Here is a 21439-nt window from a genome sequence, read left to right as displayed (position 1 = left end):
AAATGTCACCTTTTGACATGCTGTTTTTATTATATTGGTGCTCATGGTAGCACTAAATAAGTCTAAGAAAGAAATTGAGTATCTCTGTACGGAATGTGGCAATACGACTCCGAAGTGGGCCGGTAAGTGCCCGTTTTGTGGAGCGTGGAGTTCCCTTAAGGAACATGTAGTTGAAAAAGTTGTTGAGGCGGGGCGTGCAGGTCGTGGGCTCGGTGGCCCAGTGCATAAAGTGGTTCTGCTGAAGGATGTGGCAACGGAAGATACACGCCGCTTGAGTACTGCAAATTTAGAATTTGATCGAGTGCTTGGGGGCGGTTTTGCGCCGGGGAGCCTTGTGTTGATTGGTGGTGATCCGGGAATTGGTAAATCAACGCTTGTGCTTACGACTCTTGCGACGATGAATGCGGCGGGTGTCAAAGCGCTATATGTGAGCGGCGAAGAGAGCGCGTGTCAGGTGAAGCTTCGCAGCGAGCGTCTGAACGTTTCGGGGAGCGACATGATGCTCCTTTGCGAAACGAATCTCGAAAAAATTTTGGAACAGGCTAAAGAGGTAAAGCCTCTGGTGCTTGTGATAGATTCCATCCAGACGGTCTATAAAAGTGACCTTGCGGGTACGCCCGGATGCGCAACGCAGCTGCGCGAGTGCACGCTAGACTTGATGGTCTTTGCGAAAAACTCCGGTTGCATTACGATATTGATTGGACATGTGACGAAGGACGGGCAGATTGCCGGTCCGAGGATTTTGGAACACATGGTCGATACTGTTGTGTATTTCGAGGGCGACCGAAATCATCAGTACAGGCTATTGCGCACCATCAAGAATCGCTTTGGCGCGACCGATGAAATCGGTGTTTTTGAGATGACAAGTCATGGGCTGAACCCCGTACTGAATCCGAGCAAGGTCTTTTTGCAGGAAGGCGTGCCACCTACGCCGGGAAGTGCCGTCTGCTGTACGATGGAAGGCTCCCGTGCACTTCTGTTCGAGACTCAGGCTCTTGTAAACCAGACGAATTTTGCAGTACCGCAGCGTGTGGCGGCTGGGATTGACCCGAAACGCCTTACGATTATTCTTGCGCTTTTGGAAAAGTTCGGAGGGGTTACGATAGGTGCTTCGGATGTGTTTGCTAGTATCGCTGGTGGTATGAAGGTGAACGATGCTTCGTCAGACTTGGCGCTTGCGCTTGCCGTGGCGAGTAATCATTTGAACATCCCGATATCTAGGCAGACGATTGCTATTGGCGAACTGGGACTGTCGGGCGAGGTGCGTGGAGTAAGTCTTTTGGACCAAAGGCTAAAAGAAGCTCATCGCTTAGGTATGGCCGAAGCGGTGGTGCCTGCAAGTTGCAAACTTTCTGAGAATGTGGGCTCAATGAAGGTGGTTCGTGTCCATTCGCTTGCCGACGCGATTAACTGGCTCATGGATAAAAAGTAAGGCGCCTTCGGCGCCCAATACAAAACAAAAAAAGGACGCTCGATTGAGCGTCCTAAATTTCCGTTATTCAATTGGCCTTATTTTTCGCCCGGTCTCTTGAAACCGTAAGCGCGCGGGTCAAAACCGGCCGGGAACTTGGTTCTTTCGTTGTAGAACACCTTCTTGGCGGTGAACTTTTCAATCTTTGCACCGGTCAAGTCTGCACCGGAGAAGTCCACGTCTTCCATCTTGGTGTCTGCGTCGATCTTGACACCTTCCATCTTAGCATTGAGGAAGGTAACCTTGATGAGCTTTGCACCAGAGAAGTTTGCACCGGAGAGCTGAGCATTGTTGAATGCGGAGCGTTCGATGGTGGAGTTGGCGAAGACTGCCTTGGTGAGGTCGGCGTTGTCGAAGATGTCCTTGAAGACGTAGGCCCCATCGAACACGGCCTTCATGAGTTCTGCGTAGTTGAACACGTTCTTGCTCACGTTGGCATCGAAGAAGGAAGCCTTGTTGAGCTTAGTCTTGTCGAAGGAGCTCTTGGAAACATCGCCCTTGTCGAAGATAACGCCGTTCAAGTCCTGGTTGTTGAACTTCATGTTCTTGACCTTGGACTGGGCGAACTTGGCCTTCTGGAGCTGCGTTCTGGAGAGGTCCACGTCATTGAAGGTGGTCAAGGAAAGGTCTGCTTCCTGGAGGTTCACGTTGTTGAACGTTGCACCGCCGAATTCAGCCTGAGAAAGACCGGCCTTGGCGAAGTTCACGTTGTTGAGCTTGACGCCCTTGAAGTTTGCAGCGATGAGGTTGCAAGCCGTGAAGTCCGTCTTTTCCATGGTGGTCTTGCGGAGGTCGCTGTTAGCCATCAAGGAACGGGAGAAGTTCGTGTTGGTGAGGTTTGCCTTGCTGAAGTCGGCACGGGTAAGGTCCATGTCGGTTGCAGAAGCCTGGGTGAGGTCAGCCTTGCTGAAGTCGCATTCGTCAGAAACCTTCATGGCGTCCATACGAGCGTTCTTGAGGTTGGCCTTCGGGAATTTACTGTCAAGAAGAGTTGCACGATAGAGGTTTGCGCCTTCGAGGTTTGCACCTTCGAAGGATGTCGAACGGATGTCGGCACCGCTAATCGTTGCGCCCTTGAGGTTGGCGTTTTCGAAGTTCGCCTTGCTGATCACGGCATTGCGGAACGAAACTTCGGGAAGGTTTGCTTCTTCGAAGTCCGGGGATTCACCGTTGCAGCGCTGGAAGTCGGTAACGCCCTTGACGGCTCTGGACTTCTGGAACTGGTAGTTGGTAATCTTCTTATCGCGGAAGGATGTATTCAGGTCCTTGCCTCTGAAGTCTTGCGCAGAGACGTTGAGCGCAAGAGCACTAAGGAGGCAGAGACCAAATTTATAGACGTTCTTCATATTCATAGTCAAATTCCCTTTATGAAAAAGTAAATCAAATAACGGATAGCCCTAAAATAACTAAAAAAATTGCAAAACTACCAATGAAAAATAAAAAGTGACCAAATAAATACTAATTTTACGTTGAAATGACAACTTTTCGTTCAAATTCTTACAATGCGGTGATTTGCGGTGCAGGTCCGGCCGGTCTTATGGCGGCTTACCAGCTAGGAAAATTGACAGGCTGTGGCGGACGAATTCTTCTTTTGGACAAAAAAGAACCTTGGAAAGAGCCCATTTTTTGCGCCGAAGCTGTATCTACCCATCGTTTGAACGAATTGTGGCCGATTGACGAGTCCTGGGTGCGTGGAAGTATCTCCGGTATTTACTTTACATCGCCCAAGGGTTACAAGGCTGAATTTTACAGTAAAGATTGCGGTCGCTTGCTCGATCGATCCAAATTCCATCATGCGATTGCCGATGCCTGCGTTGAAGCGGGGGTGGAATGTCGCTTTGACGCTCTTGTCAAAAGTATTTCGCGTAGCGAAAATGGCTGGAATTTGAATGTCCAGGTGGGCGAAGAATTCTTTGAAATTTCTGCAAAAACGGTCATTGATGCAACTGGGCCGGGCTGCCGCCTCACTCGAGGAATCCCGTGCCTAGAAGGGATTGAATCGGGCGATACCGATTTGGAACCGGGTATTTTTGCTGTGGCCGAGGGTATTGAGCACAAGCGTGACCATATCGACCTGTTTTACGGAAGTGAATTCCCGGGTGGTTACGGTTGGATTTTCCCGCGTGATGGCAAGGAAGTGAATATTGGTTTTGTTCTTGCGAAAGATGCAAAGCCCGATATGCCTTTGCGTGAAAAACTCAAACATTTTATTGATACCCATTATCCTGGAGCAAGTATCAAGGCTATTTATGGTGGCATGATTGCTTGCGGGCAGTCCAATAAACCGCTTGCAAAGTGCGGACTCTTTAAGGCGGGGGATGCTGCAAGTTGCGTAAACCCGATGAGCCGTTCGGGGATTGTCGAGGCTCTTTTGAGCGGAAAGATTACGGCGGAAGCTGTTTATGAGTGGCTGAATGCCTCTGATGATGATGCCCGAGTTCGCATCGAAGCTTCTGTCCTTGACCGCTGGATGGCCTCTTTGGGCAAGTCTCATTTGCAGATTGCAAGGGCAAAGCCCGGGCTTGCCAAAATCAAGGATGAACAGTTTGACAAGGCGGCGGAACGCTTGTCGAAACTCCCGCGCGAAAAGCAGACGTTGCTCCGGATTTTCTTTGCTGTGCTGTGGTCTTGCCCGTCTGTAATTTGGAAAATGCGTTCTTTTTTGCATTAGTATGAGTATGTCAGAAAGTATTGTTGATCGTCAAGAAAAAATTAGGGCCAAGTTCGCCTCGTTTAGCGACCCCGATGACAAGTGGAAATTCCTCTTGGATTTGGCTCGCGAGCACAAGGGCATGGATGCTTCGCTTAAGGCGGAAAAGTTCATTATCCAGGGCTGTGCCTCGACGATGTATCTTGTGCCGAAATTTGAAAATGGAAAGATTCATTTTGAAATGGATGTCGAAGGCGGTACGACGAATCCGCTCATTAGCCGTGGTCTCGGTGCGCTTGCATTGCAGATTTTCAATGACATGACTCCGGCTGATATTCTTTCGGTGGATCCGACATTTTTCCAGCAGATTGGTTTGAATGTAGGGCTTTCACCTACACGCTCGAACGGATTTGCAAGCCTGATGAAACAGATTTATTTATATGCACGCGTCTTTGACGCAATTTCAAAAAAATAGGACTAATCTATGTTTAGTTTTTTGAATGGAAAGAGCCCGTTTGACGAGGCTGAAGAAAAATTGGAAGCTGGTGAAACCGTTAACGGGAGACCGAAGCTTCCGCAGGCGCCGATTATGGGCTGGCAGGACGGTGTGTTCTTGCTGGTGCTTGCCGGCCTAATCGTGGGCGTGTATTACTGGTACCAGTATACAAAGCAGAAAAGCGCAGAAGTATTTGCCACGTGCGACGCTTTGTATGTCGCTGCAGAATCGAATCCTTCGAAGTACGCGGATGCCGAAGTTTGCTATAACGAAACATGGGATTTGAGCTTTGTTAGCGATTCCATGGAAATTCTCCGCCAGAATCGCTTGGGCTCTATTGAAGACTTGCGCAACCAGCAGAAAGACGTCTATGCTGATGCTATGGGCGCCATGGCAGCCCGTGATACCGTTGCTGCATACAACGTTGTGAATGCGTACAAGGGTCCGATGCTCTTAAGCCAGGGAGATCGCAAGGACTGGGAAAAGATTGTCAATAGTGATGCCGTCAAGGCTTGTGTTGCTGCGGCCGCTGCTCGTGCAGATTCGATTGCAAGGGAAAAAGCAATTGCTGATTCCTTGGCTCAGGTGGCTGCTGAACTCCGTGCGAAGGCTGTTGCTGATTCTATTGAAAAAGCAAACAAGAAACTTGCTCGTAAGGGTAAGCGCAAGAAGGCTTAATAGGTAATAGGTTGTAGGTTATAGGGGTTAGGGAAATTAGGTATTAAATTTGGCGGCGAAGCCGCGATTATAAATCCTAAGACCTAAAGCCTAATCCCTAGAAACCTTTTCAACTGTAATTTCGCGTTCGGTCTCGGAAACGATTTGGATTTTAACGACGTGGGTGATGCCTGCGTCGTTTTCTTCTAGGCGCTCGGGCCATTCGATGAGGCTGATGCCGCTTTCGAGGTAGTCCGGGTCCATGCCGACTTCATAAAGGTCTGCACCGCCTTCGAGACGGTACAGGTCGAAGTGGAAAATGGGCGGGTTGTTCGGGTATTCGTGGAGGATGGTGTAGGTCGGGGAGCAGACTGTGCCTTCGAAGCCGAGACCTTTGCAGATGCCGCGGCTGATGACGGTCTTGCCTGCACCGAGGTTCCCGTAGAGGGCGACCTTGTCGCCGACCTTGAGTTCCTTGGCAAATTCAAGCGCCCAGTTGTATGTGTCGTCTTCGGATGAAAAATGCATGATAGTAAATGGGAGGGAATAGGTATTAGGTTGTAGGTTTTAGGTTAATTAGGCGCCTATGGCGCGATTATTATAACCTAATTCCTAAAGCCTATTGCCTAAAACCTTATAGTTTCTCTTTAAACTGCTCGTACGTGAATTTGTGCAGCAGGTGGAACTTGCCGTTTTCGTCGAACTTGCCGATGCTCGGATGACGTACGCCGTTGAAGAACGTGGTCTTGACCATGGTGTAGTGGATCATGTCTTCGAAGATAATGTGGTCACCGACCTTGAGCGGTTCGTCGAAAGAGAAGTCCCCGAGCTGGTCGCCTGCGAGGCAGGAATTGCCCGTGAGCTTGTACGTGTGAGCCTTTTCGCCAGGGAATGCGGCGCCGATGATGCTCGGACGATACGGCATTTCGAGGCAGTCCGGCATGTGGGCGCTGATGGAAACGTTGAGTATGGCGATGTCCATTTCGTTGTGGACGATGTCGCCAACGCTTGCGACGAGTTCTCCGGTCTGCCAGCCGATGGCTTCGCCCGGTTCCATGATGACCTGCAAGTGCGGGTAACGTGCGGAGAAATCCTTGAGAATGCGCACGAGTTCGTCGCGGTGGTAGTCCTTGCGGGTGATGTGGTGGCCACCGCCGAAGTTCACCCACTTCATTTGCGGGAGATACTTGCCGAAATGCTTTTCAAATGCGGCGAGAACGCCTTCGAGAGCGTCAGCGTCTTGTTCGCAAAGTGCATGGAAGTGGAGACCGTCAATGCCGTCGAGGAGTTCGGGCTTGAATTCTTTTTCGGTCACGCCGAGGCGGGAATATTTACCGCAAGGGTTGTAAATGTCGGTTTCTACTGTCGAAAATTCCGGGTTCACGCGGATGCCGGCACTGACGCCGTGGGCAAGCGTCTTATCCTTGAAACGCTGCCACTGCGAAAAGCTGTTGAACGTGATGTGGTCCGCTGCATCGAGGATGGCGTCGATTTCGTCGTCTTCGTAGACGGGTGCAAAGACGTGGACTTCCTTGTTCATCTCTTCGCGTGCGAGGCGGGCTTCGTTGAGGCTAGAGGCGGTGGCGCCGGCGAGGTATTCGCCGATGAGCGGGAAGGAACGCCAGAAGCTGTAACCCTTGAGGGCGCAGATGATTTTAACACCGGTCTTTTTCTGGATATCGTCGAGGATTTCCATGTTGCGGCGGAGACGCGTTTCGTCAAGTACGAAACAGGGACTTGGAACTTGAGAATAGTCGAGCATGGCAAGAAAGATAGAAATTTCATTGATATTCTGATTTGTTTTTTATTATTTGAGCTATGCTAAATGATGTGGTTATTTTTTTGTATGATTGATAATAATGAACTTTAATTTTGAGGGCGTTGAATGAATGTCGCTTTGTGGTTTTATTTGCTTCTTTATAATGTCTATTTGACATGTAGTTTAGTGAACTTGCCCTATGATTTTATTCCGTTTAAAGTAGACCATAATATCGTAAGTGGTTACCTATTGTTTGCTACGGTTGCCATTTTTTCATTGCGACCATTTTTTTTTAAAAAATTAATTCATCTAGTTTTACTTTTGGCTTCTTCATTGTTTGTTTCTGCTATTGTAGCGAGTGTTGATATTAAGACTGCATCTGTTTATGTTGCTTTGCCCTTAGTGATCATGTCATTGATTTTAATTCCGATTGCTTTTTGTAAAAGGCTGAATAGATTAAATGAAAAAAGTTGGATTATTATGCCTGTGGCGGTTATGATTTTTATATTGATTTATATAGGGAAAAGATACTTTCCGCAATGGGGCGGTTCTTATGATTTTTATGTTGCGTTAGAGTTTGGGTGTGTTTTTGCCTTTTTCTATTCTCTTGTACAAAATTCAATCTATATCATTAGAAAAGTTTTAAAGGAATAAAGTTGAAACTCTCAAAATTTTCTATGGTTATGTTCGAATAATTGGAGGCTTGTTTTGCGGCGATTGTTGATTGGTTTTATAGCGTTGGTGATTTTGATTGTGTTGCTGTGCGTAGCGACGCTTTGCTTTGGTGCGGTGAATATCCCGTTTTCGTCGGTGGTGCAGGCGCTGTTTAGCCCAGGTGCGGATGTTTCGTCGAACATCTTGTGGAACTTGAGAATCCCGCGAATGATTGCGGCGATTTTGGCGGGTGCATCGCTTGCTGTGTCGGGCTTGTCGCTACAGACGGTATTCCGGAATCCGCTCGCGGGGCCGTTTGTACTTGGCATTAGCAGTGGCGCAAGTCTCGGTGTGGCGCTTGCGCTTTTGGCGGGTATTGGCTTTGGAAGTGTGGGCGTGCTGGGTTCGGCGGCGCTCGGGGCTTTGCTTGTGACACTTGTTGTGATGTTTGCGGCGACGCGTTTTGCGCAGACGGGCGTGCTTTTGATTGTTGGGCTTTTAACGGGGTACTTTATCGATTCGATTGTAAGCGTCTTGATTGCAGGGAACTCTTCGGAATCGTTGCGCGTTTATGTAGCGTGGGGCATGGGAAGCTTTGGGCGCGTGACGCTTGGTGATGTCTGGATTTTTGTGGCCGCTGTGCTTGTGGGATTAGTGATGATTGGCGTTTCATTGCGGTATTTGAATGCTGCGCTTTTGGGAGATGATTTTGCACATGGGCTTGGGCTGAACGTGAAGTGTTCTAAGATTTGTGTGTTACTTGGGGCGAGCCTTTTGGCGGGTGCGACAACCGCTTTTTGCGGGCCGGTGGCGTTCATCGGAATTGCGGTGCCGCATTTAGCTTATTTGCTTTTCAAGACGACAAATCATCGTGTGCTTTTGCCGGGGGCTGCTTTGTGTGGAATGGCGCTTGCGCTTTTGGGTGGACTTTTCCCGGCCTCGGTGCCGCTGAATGCAGTGCTTTCTCTGGTGGGTGTTCCTGTGATTATGTGGGTTCTTGTGCGCGGTTCCGGTTCGCGGATTTAGGGGGCTTTATGACGAATGTTGAATCGCAGAACGCTTTGTTGGAATGTAAGGATTTGCTTGTCGGCTATGGTAAGGCGCTTGAAACAATGAAAAGCCCGTTTGATTTTTCACTCTCGTCGGGAACGGTTGTTGCTTTGATGGGCGAGAATGGTTGCGGCAAAAGTTCGTTGTTGAAAACTTTTGCTGGTTTGCTTTCGCCGGTGGCAGGCGAGGTTTCGCTAGAGGGCAAAACGCTTACAGAGTGGGCTCCGCGTGAACGTGCTCAGGCTATTTCGCTTGTGCGGATGTCGAGCGCGGTACCGCCTCGCATGAGTGTGAGCGAATTTGTGCGCTTGGGACGTTCGCCGTATTCTGGAATTTTTGACAGCCGTACGGATGAAGATAACCGCATTGTCAAAGAATCGATGGATCTTTTGGATGTTGCTGCTTTTGCAAATCGTCCGATTGCTGAATTGAGTGATGGTGAACGCAGCCGTGTGTTTTTGGCGGAAGCGGTCGCGCAACAGGTAAAGGTTTTGTTGCTTGACGAACCGAATGCGTTCTTGGATATTCCGCGTAGTCATGCGCTGTTCCGTCTGCTCAAGAAAATTGCTATGGAACGTCAAATGGGCATTATTGTTTCGACTCATTCTGTGGAATACGCGGAACGCTATTGCGATAAAATGATGGTTGTGAATGGAGGTACTGTGCGTGTGGCGCCTACAGCCGATGCTCGAAAAACGGGCTTGTTAGATTGGACGGAAACTTTCGAATAATTTATATTTAAATTGTTTTAAAGAGGATTTGTTTATGATGAATAAATTACAATTACTTCGTTCGTTTCTTGCCACATGTTTGATATTTAGTTTTATTACAATCTTGGTGGCGTGCTCGGAGTCCTCAACACCATCGGCTCCGTCGGAATCATGGGGCGAAAAACATTTCTTGTGGAAAGTGTCTGATGAAAATTCTTCTGTGTGGCTGTTGGGAAGTATCCATATAGCAGATGCTTCGTTTTATCCGCTCCCTTCGGTGATTGATTCGGCTTTTGCGACCGCAAGTGAACTTGCTGTTGAACTAAATACAAGTGATGAAAAAGTTATGAATGACCTTCAATGGCAGGTGAAAGTGCGGGGAGAACTTGCCGGGGAAAAGTTGCGGGATGTATTGCCTGCGGAATTGTGGAACTCTTTAGATAGTGTTTGTAAGTCTTGGGGCTTGCCTATAAGTGCTTTTGAAACGAAACGCCCCTGGGTGGTTGCTTCGACAATCAGCACTTATGCGTATATGATGGCAGGAATGAAAACGGAATATGGAATTGACAATGTGTTTATAAAAAATGCAAATGCGAGTGGCAAACCTATCATCAGTTTAGAAACTGTTGAGGAACAGATTGATGCTCTTGCTGGTTATTCGTATTCGGATTCGGCAGGCATCTGTTTTTTGAAGTCAACCATGCGTGAACTTCCCAAAGCTAGAACTATGATGAGGGATCTTGTACACGCATGGAAATCTGGCGATGATGAATTGTTGAATCTTTTGTTGAGTGAAGATAATACAGAAGATTATACGCCAAGCGAATTGCAATTTATGGAAGAATTGACGCAACATATTCTTGTAGATCGTAATGCGAACATGGCTGATTCTGTTGCAAGTTTTTTGCGTGACGATCGAAATGTTTTTGTCGTAGTGGGTACAGCTCATTTGGCTTTTGAAAAAAATAATGTGATTGAAAACCTTAGAAATCGTGGCTATATTATTGAACGCTACTAAAGTCTATTTGTAGTTGTTTTTTGTAGAATTATATTATGAATAGACGATACATTTTGTTTGCTTTGCTTTGTGCGTATTGGACATCTTGTTTAATCGCATGTTCGGGAACTTCAAAAAAAAATGAAGTCCAGCCTGAAAGCAAACATTTTTTGTGGAAAATTTCTGATGAAAATTCTTCGGTGTGGGTGCTGGGGAGTATCCATTTGGCGGATTCCTCGCTTTATCCGCTTGCACCTGTGATTGATTCTGCGTTTGCTCGTGCTGAGGAACTTGCTGTTGAAATCAACATGAACGATGAAGAAGTCGCGAAAGAGATTGGTAAGGAATCGGTTTCTCAGGGAATGCTTGAAGATAAGTTGCTCCGTGATATATTGCCGCCAGAAATGTGGAAGTCTTTAGATAGCCTTTGTGCGGTCTGGGATATTCCTATGGTGGTATTTGAAAAAATGCGCCCCTGGCTTGTAGCGACAACGCTTAGTGCGTATGCATTTGAACAGGCTGGATTGAATCCTGAATACGGGATTGACTATGTGCTTTTGGATAGAGCGGCGTCAGATGGCAAGGCTATTGTGGACTTGGAAACTGCGGAAGAACAGATTAGCGCACTTGCTGATACAACGGAATCGGATTCGGCGGGTGTGTATTACTTAAAGACAACCTTGCGAGAAATTGCTGAATTTGAAACGCTTGTGAAAAACTTGATTCACGCCTGGAAAACGGGTGATGACGATTTGTTGCGTAGCTTGTTGAACAAAGATGATGAAGAATACGAAAGCGAGGAATCGTCTTCTAGCGATCAGAAGTTCAAGGATGAAATTGAACAACGTATTTATGTGAACCGCAATGCAAAAATGGCGGAGTCCATTGCGGCATTTTTGCGTGAGGATAGAAACGTTTTTGTAGTTGTTGGCGTTGCGCATTTGGCGCTTGAAAAGGATAACGTCATAGACGCTTTGCGCAAACGCGGCTTTAAAATTGAACGTTTTTGACGCTTAAGCCAAGGCGTGCAAGACGGTTGTAAAGTGCGGTGCGGTTCATGCGAAGCCGCTCGGCGGCAAGGCTTACGGAACCATCGCAATTGCGGATAGTTGCTTTTAGAAATTCTCGTTCTTCGTCGAGTTGCATGTCGCGAAAATCATCATAGCTATCGGCGTTGAATGCTTTGATTGCCGCGTGGCTAGCGCTTGAAAAATCTGTTTTTTTGTGGTTGTCTTCGTCAATTTGCAGGTCTTCGGGCCTTAAAACGCCGGGGTCCGTAAAGCAGAGCGCGCGTTGAATGACGTTTTCAAGTTCACGGATGTTGCCTGGCCAATTGTGATTTTGAAGTTTTTTCAAGGCTTCGGGCGAGAGCGTGTACGGTTCGCCTGCGGGCGCATATTGGCGGATAAAGTAATTGGCGAGATCTTCGATGTCTTCTTTTCGATCGCGGAGCGGTGAAAGCTGCATCGGGATAACGTTCAGACGGTAATAAAGGTCTTCGCGGAATCGTTTCTCGAAAATTTCTTCTTTCAAATCGCGGTTCGTGGCAGCGATAATGCGTACGTCTATGTGGCGGGTTTTGTTGGCTCCGATGGGGCGGATTTCGTGATTCTGGATGACACGCAAAAGCTTGACTTGAGCGTGCAACGGCATGTCACCGATTTCGTCGAGGAATATGGCACCGCCGTTCGCATCTTCGAAAAGCCCGATGCGTTCGTTTTGTGCTCCAGTGAACGCTCCGCGTGTGTGGCCGAAAAGTTCGCTCTCAAATAGCGCTTCGGGAATGGCGCTACAGTTGACTGTGACGAATTTGTCGTAAACGCAGGCGATGGCGCGAGCAATGAGATCTTTGCCGACTCCAGATTCTCCTTGGATGAGTACGGGGCCTGTGTGCAAAATAGCGCGTTCGACGTTCTTGCGCAAACGTTGCATTGCTTCGCTCTTACCGACGAGGTGCGACATTCTTTCACGGAAAATGCGCTTTGCGTTATAGATTTCCTTGAGACGCGAAATTTTGCTCATCAAGTGTAAACGGAGCGCTTCGGTCGAGAGAATGGCGTCGTAGAGCTTGCTTGAAATGTTTGTGTGCTTTTCGGGTGATTCTGCATAGGCGAGAATCATGGAGTCCGGATTGTATTCGCGAAGCTCCGAAAGCAGTTCTGCATTTTTTGCAGTAAAGGAATCTAAGTCCCAAATGACGATGGGGGCAAGTGTAGCGCGGAGCGCGTTTGCTATTTCGGAGACATCGTCATTTAGGGGCGAATGAACATCGACTTTGTTGTCCACAGAAGAAAGCACATCCAAGATGAACGAGGATGTTGCAGTTTCTTTTGTGAAAAAATCGATGGAAGATTGCACGTTTTACTTGCCCAGTTCCTTGCTGCGGTTCGTGCCGGCGACAACAGCCTTGATAAGCGTGCTGCGGAATGCACCTTCTTCGAGAGCGTCGATGCCTGCAATTGTCGTGCCGGCCGGAGAGCAGACCATAGCGCAGAGGTCGCTGGGGCTCTTGCCGGACTGCTTGACGAGTTCAACGCTACCTTCGATAGTGCCGAGGGCGAGCTTGAGGGCGACATCGCGGGTGAGGCCAGCCTTCACTCCACCGCGGGTAAGTCCTTCGATGAATTCAAAGACGTATGCCGGAGCGCTGCCGGAAAGTCCAGTAACAGCATCCATGAGGGATTCTGCAACGCGGCAGGTCACACCGATGTTACCGAAGATTTCTTCTGCAATCTTGAGCGTTGCTTCGGAAACTCCGTCGGTAGCAAGGCCCACAGAGCCCTTGCCAACGGTAAGCGGCAAGTTCGGCATCACGCGGAGAACCTGATTCTTTTCGCCAAGAACTTCGATGAGGCTCTTGCGGACAACGCCAGCCATGATGCTGATGAAGGTCTTTTCGCTTTTGAGCGTTGCTGCTGCAGCCTTCCATTCGGCAGCGACGAGCTTGAAAATCTGCGGCTTGACGCAGAGGAACGTGACGTTTGCTTTTTCGATACCTTCGGCAAAGCTAGAAACGCGGACACAACCGAGGGCGCTTACGGCTTCGGCAGCCTTGTCGCTTGGATCAAAGAAGAAAATGTTCTTGGCATCTGTGCCTGCGTTCAAAAGACCGCGGAGGATGGCTCCGCCCATGTTACCAGTACCGGCAAAGAAAATCGTATTGTTCATTTTTATTCCTTTTTTAAAGCTTAATGGATTGCTTCGGCGCTTCGCTTCACGTAATGACGAAAGTTGTGTTCGCTTTTAGCAATGACGTTACGATTGTAAACGTAAAAATTTTTTGTTTGTAAAAAGGCGATGCCGGAACAAAGTCCGGCATGACAGAGGTGGTAAAAAGGGGATGCCGTCCCAAATGAGGTCTCCAGAAATTATAGATCCTATCGCCTTCGGCTCCAGGATGACAAACTGGGGGACGTCGTAATGAAAAAAACGGAACGCCTTGTGAGCGTTCCGCTAAATTCTTTTTTAGACTTTCGGTTTGGAGAGAACGGCGAGGAGTTCTGCGTTGGTCTTGAGCTTACTCATGAGCTTAAGCAGGTTCTCCATGATGCCTGTTTCCGTCTCGTTCTGGCTACCGCGTCTGAAGTTCCAAGCGGCATTCTGTTCGAGAAGCGTAAGCAAGCGTTCTTCCTTGCGGGTGCCGGACTTGAACACGTCAATGGCGGGCCAAATGCGCTTTTCTGCGATGCGGCGGTCCAACACGAGTTCCATGTTGCCGGTGCCCTTGAATTCTTCGAAGATCACTTCGTCCATGCGGCTACCCGTTTCGATAAGGGCGGTACCGATGATGGTGAGTGAACCATTCTTCTGGACTTCTTCTGTGATGGAGCCGTCTTCGTTCTTGACGGTGCGGATCTTGTCCTGAATCTTACGGGCGGCACCGAAGAACTTCTTCGGGAACTGCATGGCGTTGGCATCCACACCGCCAGACAAAATCTTGCCGGAGTGCGGAATCACAACGTTGTTTGCACGAGCGAAACGCGTGATGGAGTCGAGCAAAATCACGACGTCCTTCTGGCTTTCGACGAGGCGCTTTGCCTTTTCCAAGACCATGTTTGCCACGCGGGTGTGGTGCTCGGGCGGTTCATCGAACGTGGAGGCGACGACTTCGGCCTTGATTTCGATACCCTTTTCGGCTGCCTTTTCCTTGATGTCCGTGATGATGTCACGCATTTCGGTGACTTCTTCCGGACGTTCGTCAATGAGGAGCGTGATGAGGATGATTTCAGGATGGTTCTTTGCAATAGCGCGGGTCACGTTCTGCAAAAGAACGGTCTTACCGGTACGCGGAGGAGCGAGGATGATACTGCGCTGACCCTTACCGATTGGGGAGAACAAGTCCATGATACGGGTGCTGTATTCCGTTTCGTTCCATTCGAGGTGGATCTTTTCTTCCGGGTGAATCGGCGTTAAATATTCGAATGCCACGCGGCGGCGCATCTTGTCCGGTTCTTCAAAGTTCACGCGGTCAATGCGGCGCATGGAGAAGTACTTATCTTGTTCGCGAGGCGTGCGCACAAGGCCTTCAATCGTATCGCCAATCTTGAGGTTGAATTTACGGATAAGGTTTTGGCTCACGTAAACGTCATCCGTGCTGGTCTGGTAGTTCTGATCCGGCATGCGGAGGAATCCGTGACCCTGCGGCGTGACTTCGAGAACGCCTTCCGTATAAATGATATTGCCTTCGTTTTCGAGGCTCTGCAAAATGTAGTTGAGGGACTGCTTGCGCATTCTGCGGAAGTCCACTTCCTTTTGCACGGCGAGTTCCTGGAGTTCGCTCATGGATAGCTTGCGGAACTTGAGCCAGTTTTCCTTTGCCTTTAAAATAGCTTCGGAACCTGGAGCCGGGAGCGTTGCAGAATCATCGACAAATTCTTCTTGTTGGAAATTGCGGTTGTTGCGGTTGTTCTTGTTGAACTTGTTGTTCTTATTGAACTTACCGTTCTGGAATTTTCCGTTTTGGTTGTTGAAGCGGCGGTCATCTTGACCTTCGCCGTTTTGAGCCTGTGCTTCACCTTGCTGTTGAGCGTTCGGGTCTGCTGTAGCTTCACCTTGAATCGGAGCGGATTCTGTTGCTTGAACAGCTTGCTCGCCTGCGTTTTCGGCGGTGAAGATTGTTTGTTCGCCAAGTTGCTCGTTCGATGTTTCGCTGTAAGGTGCGGTATTCGTGTAAATCGGTTCAGAAATAGCGTCGATGTTTGCTACGCCGTATTGTTCAGCGAGTCGCTTTTCGGCTGCGGCAATGCCATCAACCGGCTGTCTCTTTTCTTGAAATTCAGGTTCGACTTCGGCTTGAGCGTTTTGTTCGAATTCGGGTTCTTTGCGGGCCTTTGTCTTGGGATTTGGCTTTCTGCCACGGCGCTTCGGCTGCGGAGCTTCTTCTGTATTTTCAGGGAGCTTGTCGGGTGTGCCGAGGTATTCAGGAACTAGAATTCCTGTGCTTTCGGGATAAACGATGTCGGTCAAGGACTTTTCCTGACTATTTTGTTCTAAACTCTGATTCTTAGGTGTTCTGGGCACGATAGCGTCCTATAATTGAATTTCAATAAAATGAAATAGACTAATATAGTGAATGGATAATAAGGGCTTGCAGCCCCTTAAAATTTATTGATGATTAAAATTATTACGTTCCGAAATGGCGGAACGGGTTAAAAGATACATAATAATTTGCGAAATGTCATAAAAAAATTTTTTTTTGTGAAAAATATTGCGAGTTCTTAGTTCTTAGTCACTAGTTATTGGTTCTTAGAAAATTTCTTTTTTTTAATCGCTAGTAACTAACGACCAATGACTAGTATCTATTAACTAAAAAATGACTATATTTGGGGCGTGGAATCCTTAAACAGAGTATATATAGCACTTGGAAGCAACCTTCCTGACCGCTCGGCCCACTTGAAAGCTGGGAGGGATATGCTCTGCCGCGTGAGCGCGGGTGGTTGGGTCGAAAGCCCGATTTATGAAACTCCTCCTGTTGGACCGGCTGGTCAAGGGCCTTATTTTAATCAGGTGGTGAGTTTCTGGTACGATGGTGACCCGACGAAACTCTTGTATTACTTAAAGGGTTCCGAACTTATTCTTGGGCGTAAGGACCGCGGACATTGGAATTCTAGAGAAGTAGACCTGGATTTGCTGTTCTTTGGACGTGAAGTTTGCGCAGGACGCCCGACAATTCCGCATCCGCAGGTTTACAACCGTCAGTTCGTGCTCGTGCCGTTGAACGACATTGCTCCGGACTGGGTGGACCCAAAGACGAACAAGGCCGTAAAGGACTTGCTTTCAGAACTGCTTCAGCGTGAAGATAAAATTCCGTTCCGTGTCATAAAAGGGGAGGAACCCTGATGCTTGCAGACAAGAACATTCATTTTATGGCAATTGAAGGTGTGATTGGCGTTGGTAAGACTTCGCTTGCGCGCGCCATTTGTGAACGCTGGAACGCGATGTTTATCGAAGAAAATTTTGCTGACAATCCGTTCTTGCCCAAATTTTACGAGAACCGCTCGGCGTACGCCTTCCAGACGCAGTTGTTCTTTTTGCTTGACCGTTTTAAGCAACTTCAGAATTCTGCGCTGCAGAGTGACTTGTTCCACGATTTGCTGGTGAGCGATTATACGTTCGACAAAGACCGCATCTTTGCCTCGCAGAACCTCACCGAAAACGAACTTACAATGTATGACCAAGTGTCGAACGCCTTGAACCACGATATCCGCAAGCCGGACTACGTTGTCTATTTGCAGGCGAGTGTTTCTACACTTTTGAAACGCATCAGGGGCCGTGGCCGCGCGATGGAAAAGACCATTGACGGTAACTACCTGAGCGATTTGCAGGACCGCTACGACCATCATTTTTGGCATTATACCGACGCTCCTGTGCTGATAATCAACACTGATAATATTGATTTTGTTCATAACGAAAGCCATTTGCAAATGGTATTGAACGCGATTGCGTCCTGCCCAAGTCAAACGACTTATTTTGTTCCAGAAGGTATCTAATCATGCAGATAATTAAGTCTATCGATTCCCTACGTCAAACGCTTGCACCTCTTGCGAAAGAAGGGAAAAGAATCGGTCTCGTTCCAACGATGGGTGCACTCCATGAAGGTCATGGCGCTCTTATCAAGGCTTCCGTGAGCGAGTGCGATGTGACTGTTGTAAGTGTGTTTTTAAACCCTATCCAGTTCGGTAAGAACGAGGATTTGGACAAGTATCCCAAGCGCTTGGAAGCCGATGCAAAACTTGCGGAATCGATAGGTGCCGACTTTGTTTTTGCTCCGTCTGTCGCAGAAATGTACCCTGATGGCGATCCGATGACGCTTGTTCGTGATGAACAACTCGAATCGATGTATTGCGGTGCTTACCGCCCGGGACACTTCCGTGGCGTGTTGACGGTCGTTTCCAAGTTGTTCCTGATTTCGGGTGCAAACGATGCCTTCTTTGGCGAAAAGGATTACCAGCAGGTGTTCTTGATCGAAAAGATGGTGAAGGATTTGAACTTTAACATCAAGATTCACCGCGTGAAGATTGTTCGTGAAGAAAGCGGCCTTGCTCGTTCTAGCCGTAACGAATACTTGACCGACGAAGAACGCGCTCAGGCTCTTGGCATTTACAATGGTTTGAAGGCTGCTAAGGCTGCTTACGAAGCGGGTGAACGCAGCGTTTCGAAAATTCGTGACATTGTCGTGAAGTCCATCGTGGCTGCTCGCGGCGTCGTTCAGTATGTCGAAGTCGCAAGCCAGAAAACTTTGCAGAAGTGCAATGGCGCCTTGGGCGAAGATAAAGCTGTTATCTTGGCTGCCGCATTCTTCGGCAAGACGCGCCTTATTGACAATATGGAATTGAACTAGTTACTTCTCAGTAGCAGTAAACACACCGTCCCATTTATCGCCCGCGATTGTGGGCGGTTTTTGTTTATAGGCGGTACAGCGGTTGATATAGACTAGGCTTGGGCATGTCTTGCTTCCGGGATCGCGCTCCGGTAAATGCGGCTCAAATTCCAAACATTGGGTAAAGAGCTCGATTGCCTTGTCCCATTCCATGGCAAGGTATGCTCCACGAGCTTGTTCCCAAATTGAAACAAGCTTATTCAAAACCATTGCATTGTCATCGTTTGCGTAGGCCAAAAATTCGAATGTCTCGACCGGCTTATCTTTACCGACAACGCGGATAAAGTCAAGTGAGCGGTAGATGTATTTGCCGTTTGTACCTTGCTCCACAAGTTGATCGACTGTATTCTTGCATACATGAATGTACGCGCCGTATTGCTTTGCGACACTTTCTAGGCGAGCGGCGAGGTTCACTTCGTCACCCATCATGGTGAAGTTCTTGCGCATGTTGGAACCCATGTTACCCGTCACTATGTAACCTGTGTTGATACCGATTCTCATGTGCATCTCGTGTACAACCTTGGGCCATTTTTTACCTTCGCTAATCCATTTTTTGCGGAGCCTCAATAGCTCGCGTTGCATGTCGAGAGCCGTTTCGCAGGCGCGCATGGCGGGGTCATCAAGGTCCTTAATCTTCTTTTCCCATCGAGCTCCAAAGAAGGCGATGATGGCGTCTCCTTCGTATTTGTCGAGAGCGCCTTTGTTTTTGACCGTAAGCACGTCGGTCATTGCAGTCAGGTATTCGTTCAACAGTTCAACGAGTTTGCTTGCACTGCCAATCTGTTCGGAAAAAGTCGAGAATCCTTGAATGTCGGTAAAGTATGCGGTAATAACGGATTCTTCACCGCCGAGTTGCGGCATGTCTCCGCTATCGACAATTTCATCGATGAGTTCCGGAGCCATGTACTGCTTGAAAGAATTTGTAATAAATTTCTTTTCTCTATTTTCAAAAAATGCTTGCACGACCATGGCAAAGGTGTTTGTCACAATTATTGTGAGTAGTGGCCTTGATACCCCGATGTAGATGTTGTGCTTGAAACAAATGTAGGCTGATAATGTATAAAGAATGATTATGATGACTGCCGAAATTAGTGATATAATGCTACTGCAGTAAAGCCCGATGAGCATACAGATAATAGCGATTAAGATGACTATGTAGCATTGGTAATCTTCTTTTAAAATCGTTAAGTATTCGTCTTCGAGAATGTTCTTTATAATGTTGGCATGGACGAGAATGGCTGGGAGATTTTCTTCGTGGGGGCCATTTACAATATCAAGAAGTGCAGAAACGGAGGAACCGAGAATAAACGTTTTTCCGGCGTGTTGGTCGATATTTGTAGAATCCTTGTAAACATCATAATAGGATACATGCTTGAAAGTTCTTGCTTCTGGCGAAATGAGGTTGAATCGACCTTTGTACTTAATAAGATATTTGCCGTGCTTGTCAATGGGAATGCGCTTGTATGGGCCAAATCGGAGTTCTTCGCCGGGCTTTAGATTGTTGATTTGCGCATCGGTAACGCTAGAAATTTCGTTCAGGATTCTATTCGTGAAAAAGCTGAATGAAGCGGACCATTCATTTTTTGCCTTGTTGTAACTTATATTCATGTAGTGAGACAAATGCTTGTGCTCACCGATTCTGATTTTGCGGTAGCTGGGTTCGTAAAAATGAATTGTCTTGAGAACGCTTGGCGTAATACTGATTTCGTTATCTTCTTTATCCGTGATGATGTAAATGTTTTCGTCATCTTCGCTTTTTTTCATTGCAAATCCATGACCTAAATCAACGGATTCGCTTTCATTTACTTTTTCAAAAATGTCTTCTGAAAGTTTTCGTAAAATTCTTGAGAGCGTGTCGTTTGCATGTTGGTCATCATCGACAAAGAAATCAAAAACGATGTGTCCGTTATTGTTTCTCTTTGCGGTAATTTTTGATGATGTTTCGACGAGACTTATTTTTTGCACCCCGCTTTCTTTAATTTCTTTCATCTTGTCGCGCAAGCCGATAAACATGGGGTATGTAAAGTTTGGATATGTCGTGTGGAATTCGCCGATGGAATCGCGGTAAATCCCGAACGGTTTTCCGATGTCAATGTATTGCCCCATTTTGATTTTAACATCTTTGGGATTCTTGTGGAAAAGGTGCAATATGGTCATCAATGAAAGCGTCGAATAAATGCGCTGTGGGGCGAGCTTTTCATTTTCGACATCTGGGAATTTGTACAACATGTTGATTCGACGAATGGTTCCGTCGTTATCGGGGTAAGCGTTTACGGCTCCAAGACGAGCTCCGGCTTGAGCGAGTTCTGGGAAAATGTTGTCGAGAAGTTGGCGTGATTCAATCTCTTCGGGCTTATCGGCTTGGTTTAATTGGAATGTAGACGAGAAACCGACTTTTTTGGCTCGATCCCAAGTGCTTAGTGGGTACCAATCGCTTTTGTTCTTATAGTACGAGGTGAAGTTCAACAAGTAACTGACGATGCATATTCCCGAATTGCGTGTGGATTCGACGAGCATGGAATCAAAATTGTAATAGGACTGGATTTGCGAAAAAAGGTTGACGTGACTTGTATCGGGGGCCAATGTTGTGAGAATGTTTTGGCATTGTTCTGCTCTTCTTTTGCCGAAGTCGGCATCTTTAAAGAGAATATCGAATGCAACTGCAGCAGCTCCGCCTTCGCTTAAATTCTTGATGACTTGCGCATGGATGGATCTGTCCCAAGTGTAGTAGCTGCCTAGTTTTTGCAACGATTTTTCGTCAATATCAACGATAACGATATTTGAATCGTTGTTATCCTTGTTTCCTAGGACTTTGATTGTCTCTTTTTTTTGTTCTTCCTGGTATTTCCCGAGGTCGCTTGTTGCTATTGTGGCTGTATCGCCTTCATCGGTCTTTATGATGATGGAATCGCTAACACCAGTTGTCAATTTGAAAAACTGGTCGTAGAAAATATTTTCTGCCGATTCGGCGGTGTAGTTATCTTGGGGATCTCCGAAAATAATGATGAGGACTACGGCGATAGCCGAAAAGAAGAGCCCCGAAATAAGTTTTTTAAGAAATTTTAAATTTTTTTGATTCATGTCATGAAAAAAATAATAATTGAGTAAATAGTGTC

Annotated in this window: 19 protein-coding genes; 12 read left to right on the top strand and 7 right to left on the bottom strand. The window is 47.5% G+C overall.

Annotated features, from left to right (window positions below):
- Positions 1-43: 43 nt before the first annotated feature.
- Positions 44-1432 (top strand): DNA repair protein RadA, encoded by a 1389-nt coding sequence (gene radA, locus BUQ91_RS07775; RefSeq protein ID WP_074208957.1) that lies wholly within the window; start codon positions 44-46, stop codon positions 1430-1432.
- A 77-nt stretch (positions 1433-1509) separates the two neighbouring features.
- On the opposite strand, the gene BUQ91_RS07770 is transcribed toward radA, so the two are convergent.
- Entirely contained in the window at positions 1510-2823 is a 1314-nt protein-coding gene (locus tag BUQ91_RS07770) for a pentapeptide repeat-containing protein (protein ID WP_072826946.1), read from the bottom strand.
- A 122-nt stretch (positions 2824-2945) separates the two neighbouring features.
- On the opposite strand from BUQ91_RS07770, the gene BUQ91_RS07765 reads away from it, so the two are divergent.
- From BUQ91_RS07765 to BUQ91_RS07755, 3 genes are read left to right on the top strand one after another with little or no spacing between them, the layout of a single operon-like run.
- On the top strand, positions 2946-4142 hold the full coding sequence (locus BUQ91_RS07765) for an NAD(P)/FAD-dependent oxidoreductase (RefSeq protein WP_072826947.1): 1197 nt from the start codon (positions 2946-2948) through the stop codon (positions 4140-4142).
- Between the two features lie 7 nt (positions 4143-4149).
- Positions 4150-4596, top strand: a complete 447-nt coding sequence (locus tag BUQ91_RS07760; protein WP_072827180.1) for a SufE family protein — start codon at positions 4150-4152, stop codon at positions 4594-4596.
- A gap of 9 nt (positions 4597-4605) precedes the next feature.
- Complete coding sequence (locus tag BUQ91_RS07755; RefSeq protein ID WP_074208772.1) at positions 4606-5295, top strand: hypothetical protein; 690 nt, start codon at positions 4606-4608, stop codon at positions 5293-5295.
- A 90-nt stretch (positions 5296-5385) separates the two neighbouring features.
- Here BUQ91_RS07755 and tsaE read toward each other — a convergent pair whose 3' ends face one another.
- A complete protein-coding gene (gene tsaE, locus BUQ91_RS07750) occupies positions 5386-5802 on the bottom strand; it encodes a tRNA (adenosine(37)-N6)-threonylcarbamoyltransferase complex ATPase subunit type 1 TsaE (RefSeq protein ID WP_074208771.1) in 417 nt (138 codons plus the stop codon).
- A 106-nt stretch (positions 5803-5908) separates the two neighbouring features.
- A complete protein-coding gene (nspC, locus tag BUQ91_RS07745) occupies positions 5909-7036 on the bottom strand; it encodes a carboxynorspermidine decarboxylase (protein ID WP_074208770.1) in 1128 nt (375 codons plus the stop codon).
- Between the two features lie 123 nt (positions 7037-7159).
- Here nspC and BUQ91_RS07740 point away from each other — a divergent pair, with 123 nt between their 5' ends.
- The 5 genes from BUQ91_RS07740 (at position 7160) to BUQ91_RS07720 (ending at position 11454) form a co-directional block, all read left to right on the top strand.
- The gene (locus BUQ91_RS07740; protein WP_074208769.1) at positions 7160-7687 is read left to right on the top strand and encodes a hypothetical protein; all 528 of its coding nucleotides are present in this window, start codon (positions 7160-7162) and stop codon (positions 7685-7687) included.
- 66 nt (positions 7688-7753) lie between these two features.
- Entirely contained in the window at positions 7754-8713 is a 960-nt protein-coding gene (locus tag BUQ91_RS07735) for a FecCD family ABC transporter permease (RefSeq protein ID WP_254794268.1), read from the top strand.
- An 8-nt stretch (positions 8714-8721) separates the two neighbouring features.
- Positions 8722-9468, top strand: coding sequence for an ABC transporter ATP-binding protein (locus BUQ91_RS07730; protein ID WP_254842283.1), 747 nt, complete (start codon positions 8722-8724; stop codon positions 9466-9468).
- Between the two features lie 34 nt (positions 9469-9502).
- Entirely contained in the window at positions 9503-10465 is a 963-nt protein-coding gene (locus BUQ91_RS07725) for a TraB/GumN family protein (protein ID WP_083601177.1), read from the top strand.
- Positions 10466-10500: 35 nt separating this feature from the next.
- Positions 10501-11454, top strand: a complete 954-nt coding sequence (locus tag BUQ91_RS07720) for a TraB/GumN family protein (protein ID WP_074208767.1) — start codon at positions 10501-10503, stop codon at positions 11452-11454.
- On the opposite strand, the gene BUQ91_RS07715 is transcribed toward BUQ91_RS07720, so the two are convergent.
- The 3 genes from BUQ91_RS07715 to rho all read right to left on the bottom strand — a co-directional run bounded on the left by BUQ91_RS07715 (position 11435) and on the right by rho (position 15964).
- Complete coding sequence (locus BUQ91_RS07715; RefSeq protein WP_074208766.1) at positions 11435-12802, bottom strand: sigma-54 interaction domain-containing protein; 1368 nt, start codon at positions 12800-12802, stop codon at positions 11435-11437. The two genes, BUQ91_RS07720 and BUQ91_RS07715, sit on opposite strands and share 20 nt — an antisense overlap.
- A gap of 3 nt (positions 12803-12805) precedes the next feature.
- Positions 12806-13612, bottom strand: a complete 807-nt coding sequence (gene proC, locus BUQ91_RS07710) for a pyrroline-5-carboxylate reductase (protein WP_072826956.1) — start codon at positions 13610-13612, stop codon at positions 12806-12808.
- Positions 13613-13909: 297 nt separating this feature from the next.
- The gene (rho, locus tag BUQ91_RS07705) at positions 13910-15964 is read right to left on the bottom strand and encodes a transcription termination factor Rho (RefSeq protein WP_371590733.1); all 2055 of its coding nucleotides are present in this window, start codon (positions 15962-15964) and stop codon (positions 13910-13912) included.
- A 309-nt stretch (positions 15965-16273) separates the two neighbouring features.
- On the opposite strand from rho, the gene folK reads away from it, so the two are divergent.
- From folK to panC, 3 genes are read left to right on the top strand one after another with little or no spacing between them, the layout of a single operon-like run.
- Positions 16274-16783, top strand: a complete 510-nt coding sequence (gene folK / locus BUQ91_RS07700; RefSeq protein ID WP_074208765.1) for a 2-amino-4-hydroxy-6-hydroxymethyldihydropteridine diphosphokinase — start codon at positions 16274-16276, stop codon at positions 16781-16783.
- Complete coding sequence (locus BUQ91_RS07695) at positions 16783-17433, top strand: deoxynucleoside kinase (protein WP_072826958.1); 651 nt, start codon at positions 16783-16785, stop codon at positions 17431-17433. The genes folK and BUQ91_RS07695 overlap by 1 nt, the downstream gene beginning before the upstream one ends.
- 2 nt (positions 17434-17435) lie before the next feature.
- Entirely contained in the window at positions 17436-18284 is an 849-nt protein-coding gene (gene panC / locus BUQ91_RS07690) for a pantoate--beta-alanine ligase (RefSeq protein ID WP_072826959.1), read from the top strand.
- Here the strand turns inward: panC and BUQ91_RS07685 are convergent, their stop codons facing one another.
- Positions 18285-21404 (bottom strand): CHASE2 domain-containing protein, encoded by a 3120-nt coding sequence (locus BUQ91_RS07685; RefSeq protein WP_074208764.1) that lies wholly within the window; start codon positions 21402-21404, stop codon positions 18285-18287.
- Positions 21405-21439 lie beyond the last annotated feature (35 nt).

Source organism: Fibrobacter sp. UWB11 (assembly GCF_900143015.1).
Taxonomy (GTDB): domain Bacteria; phylum Fibrobacterota; class Fibrobacteria; order Fibrobacterales; family Fibrobacteraceae; genus Fibrobacter.
The sequence above is the reverse complement of the archived record's forward strand: the minus strand, read 5'-3'. Positions and strand labels throughout refer to the sequence as shown.

Coding starts and splice junctions, on each gene's coding strand:
- BUQ91_RS07755 (WP_074208772.1), top strand. CDS start 4,606: ATGTTTAGTTTTTTGAATGGAAAGAGCCCGTTTGACGAGGCTGAAGAA.
- panC (WP_072826959.1), top strand. CDS start 17,436: ATGCAGATAATTAAGTCTATCGATTCCCTACGTCAAACGCTTGCACCT.
- proC (WP_072826956.1), bottom strand. CDS start 13,612: ATGAACAATACGATTTTCTTTGCCGGTACTGGTAACATGGGCGGAGCC.
- BUQ91_RS07760 (WP_072827180.1), top strand. CDS start 4,150: ATGTCAGAAAGTATTGTTGATCGTCAAGAAAAAATTAGGGCCAAGTTC.
- BUQ91_RS07695 (WP_072826958.1), top strand. CDS start 16,783: ATGCTTGCAGACAAGAACATTCATTTTATGGCAATTGAAGGTGTGATT.
- BUQ91_RS07725 (WP_083601177.1), top strand. CDS start 9,503: ATGATGAATAAATTACAATTACTTCGTTCGTTTCTTGCCACATGTTTG.
- BUQ91_RS07765 (WP_072826947.1), top strand. CDS start 2,946: ATGACAACTTTTCGTTCAAATTCTTACAATGCGGTGATTTGCGGTGCA.
- radA (WP_074208957.1), top strand. CDS start 44: ATGGTAGCACTAAATAAGTCTAAGAAAGAAATTGAGTATCTCTGTACG.
- BUQ91_RS07770 (WP_072826946.1), bottom strand. CDS start 2,823: ATGAATATGAAGAACGTCTATAAATTTGGTCTCTGCCTCCTTAGTGCT.
- BUQ91_RS07720 (WP_074208767.1), top strand. CDS start 10,501: ATGAATAGACGATACATTTTGTTTGCTTTGCTTTGTGCGTATTGGACA.
- BUQ91_RS07730 (WP_254842283.1), top strand. CDS start 8,722: ATGACGAATGTTGAATCGCAGAACGCTTTGTTGGAATGTAAGGATTTG.
- BUQ91_RS07740 (WP_074208769.1), top strand. CDS start 7,160: ATGAATGTCGCTTTGTGGTTTTATTTGCTTCTTTATAATGTCTATTTG.
- nspC (WP_074208770.1), bottom strand. CDS start 7,036: ATGCTCGACTATTCTCAAGTTCCAAGTCCCTGTTTCGTACTTGACGAA.
- tsaE (WP_074208771.1), bottom strand. CDS start 5,802: ATGCATTTTTCATCCGAAGACGACACATACAACTGGGCGCTTGAATTT.
- BUQ91_RS07685 (WP_074208764.1), bottom strand. CDS start 21,404: ATGAATCAAAAAAATTTAAAATTTCTTAAAAAACTTATTTCGGGGCTC.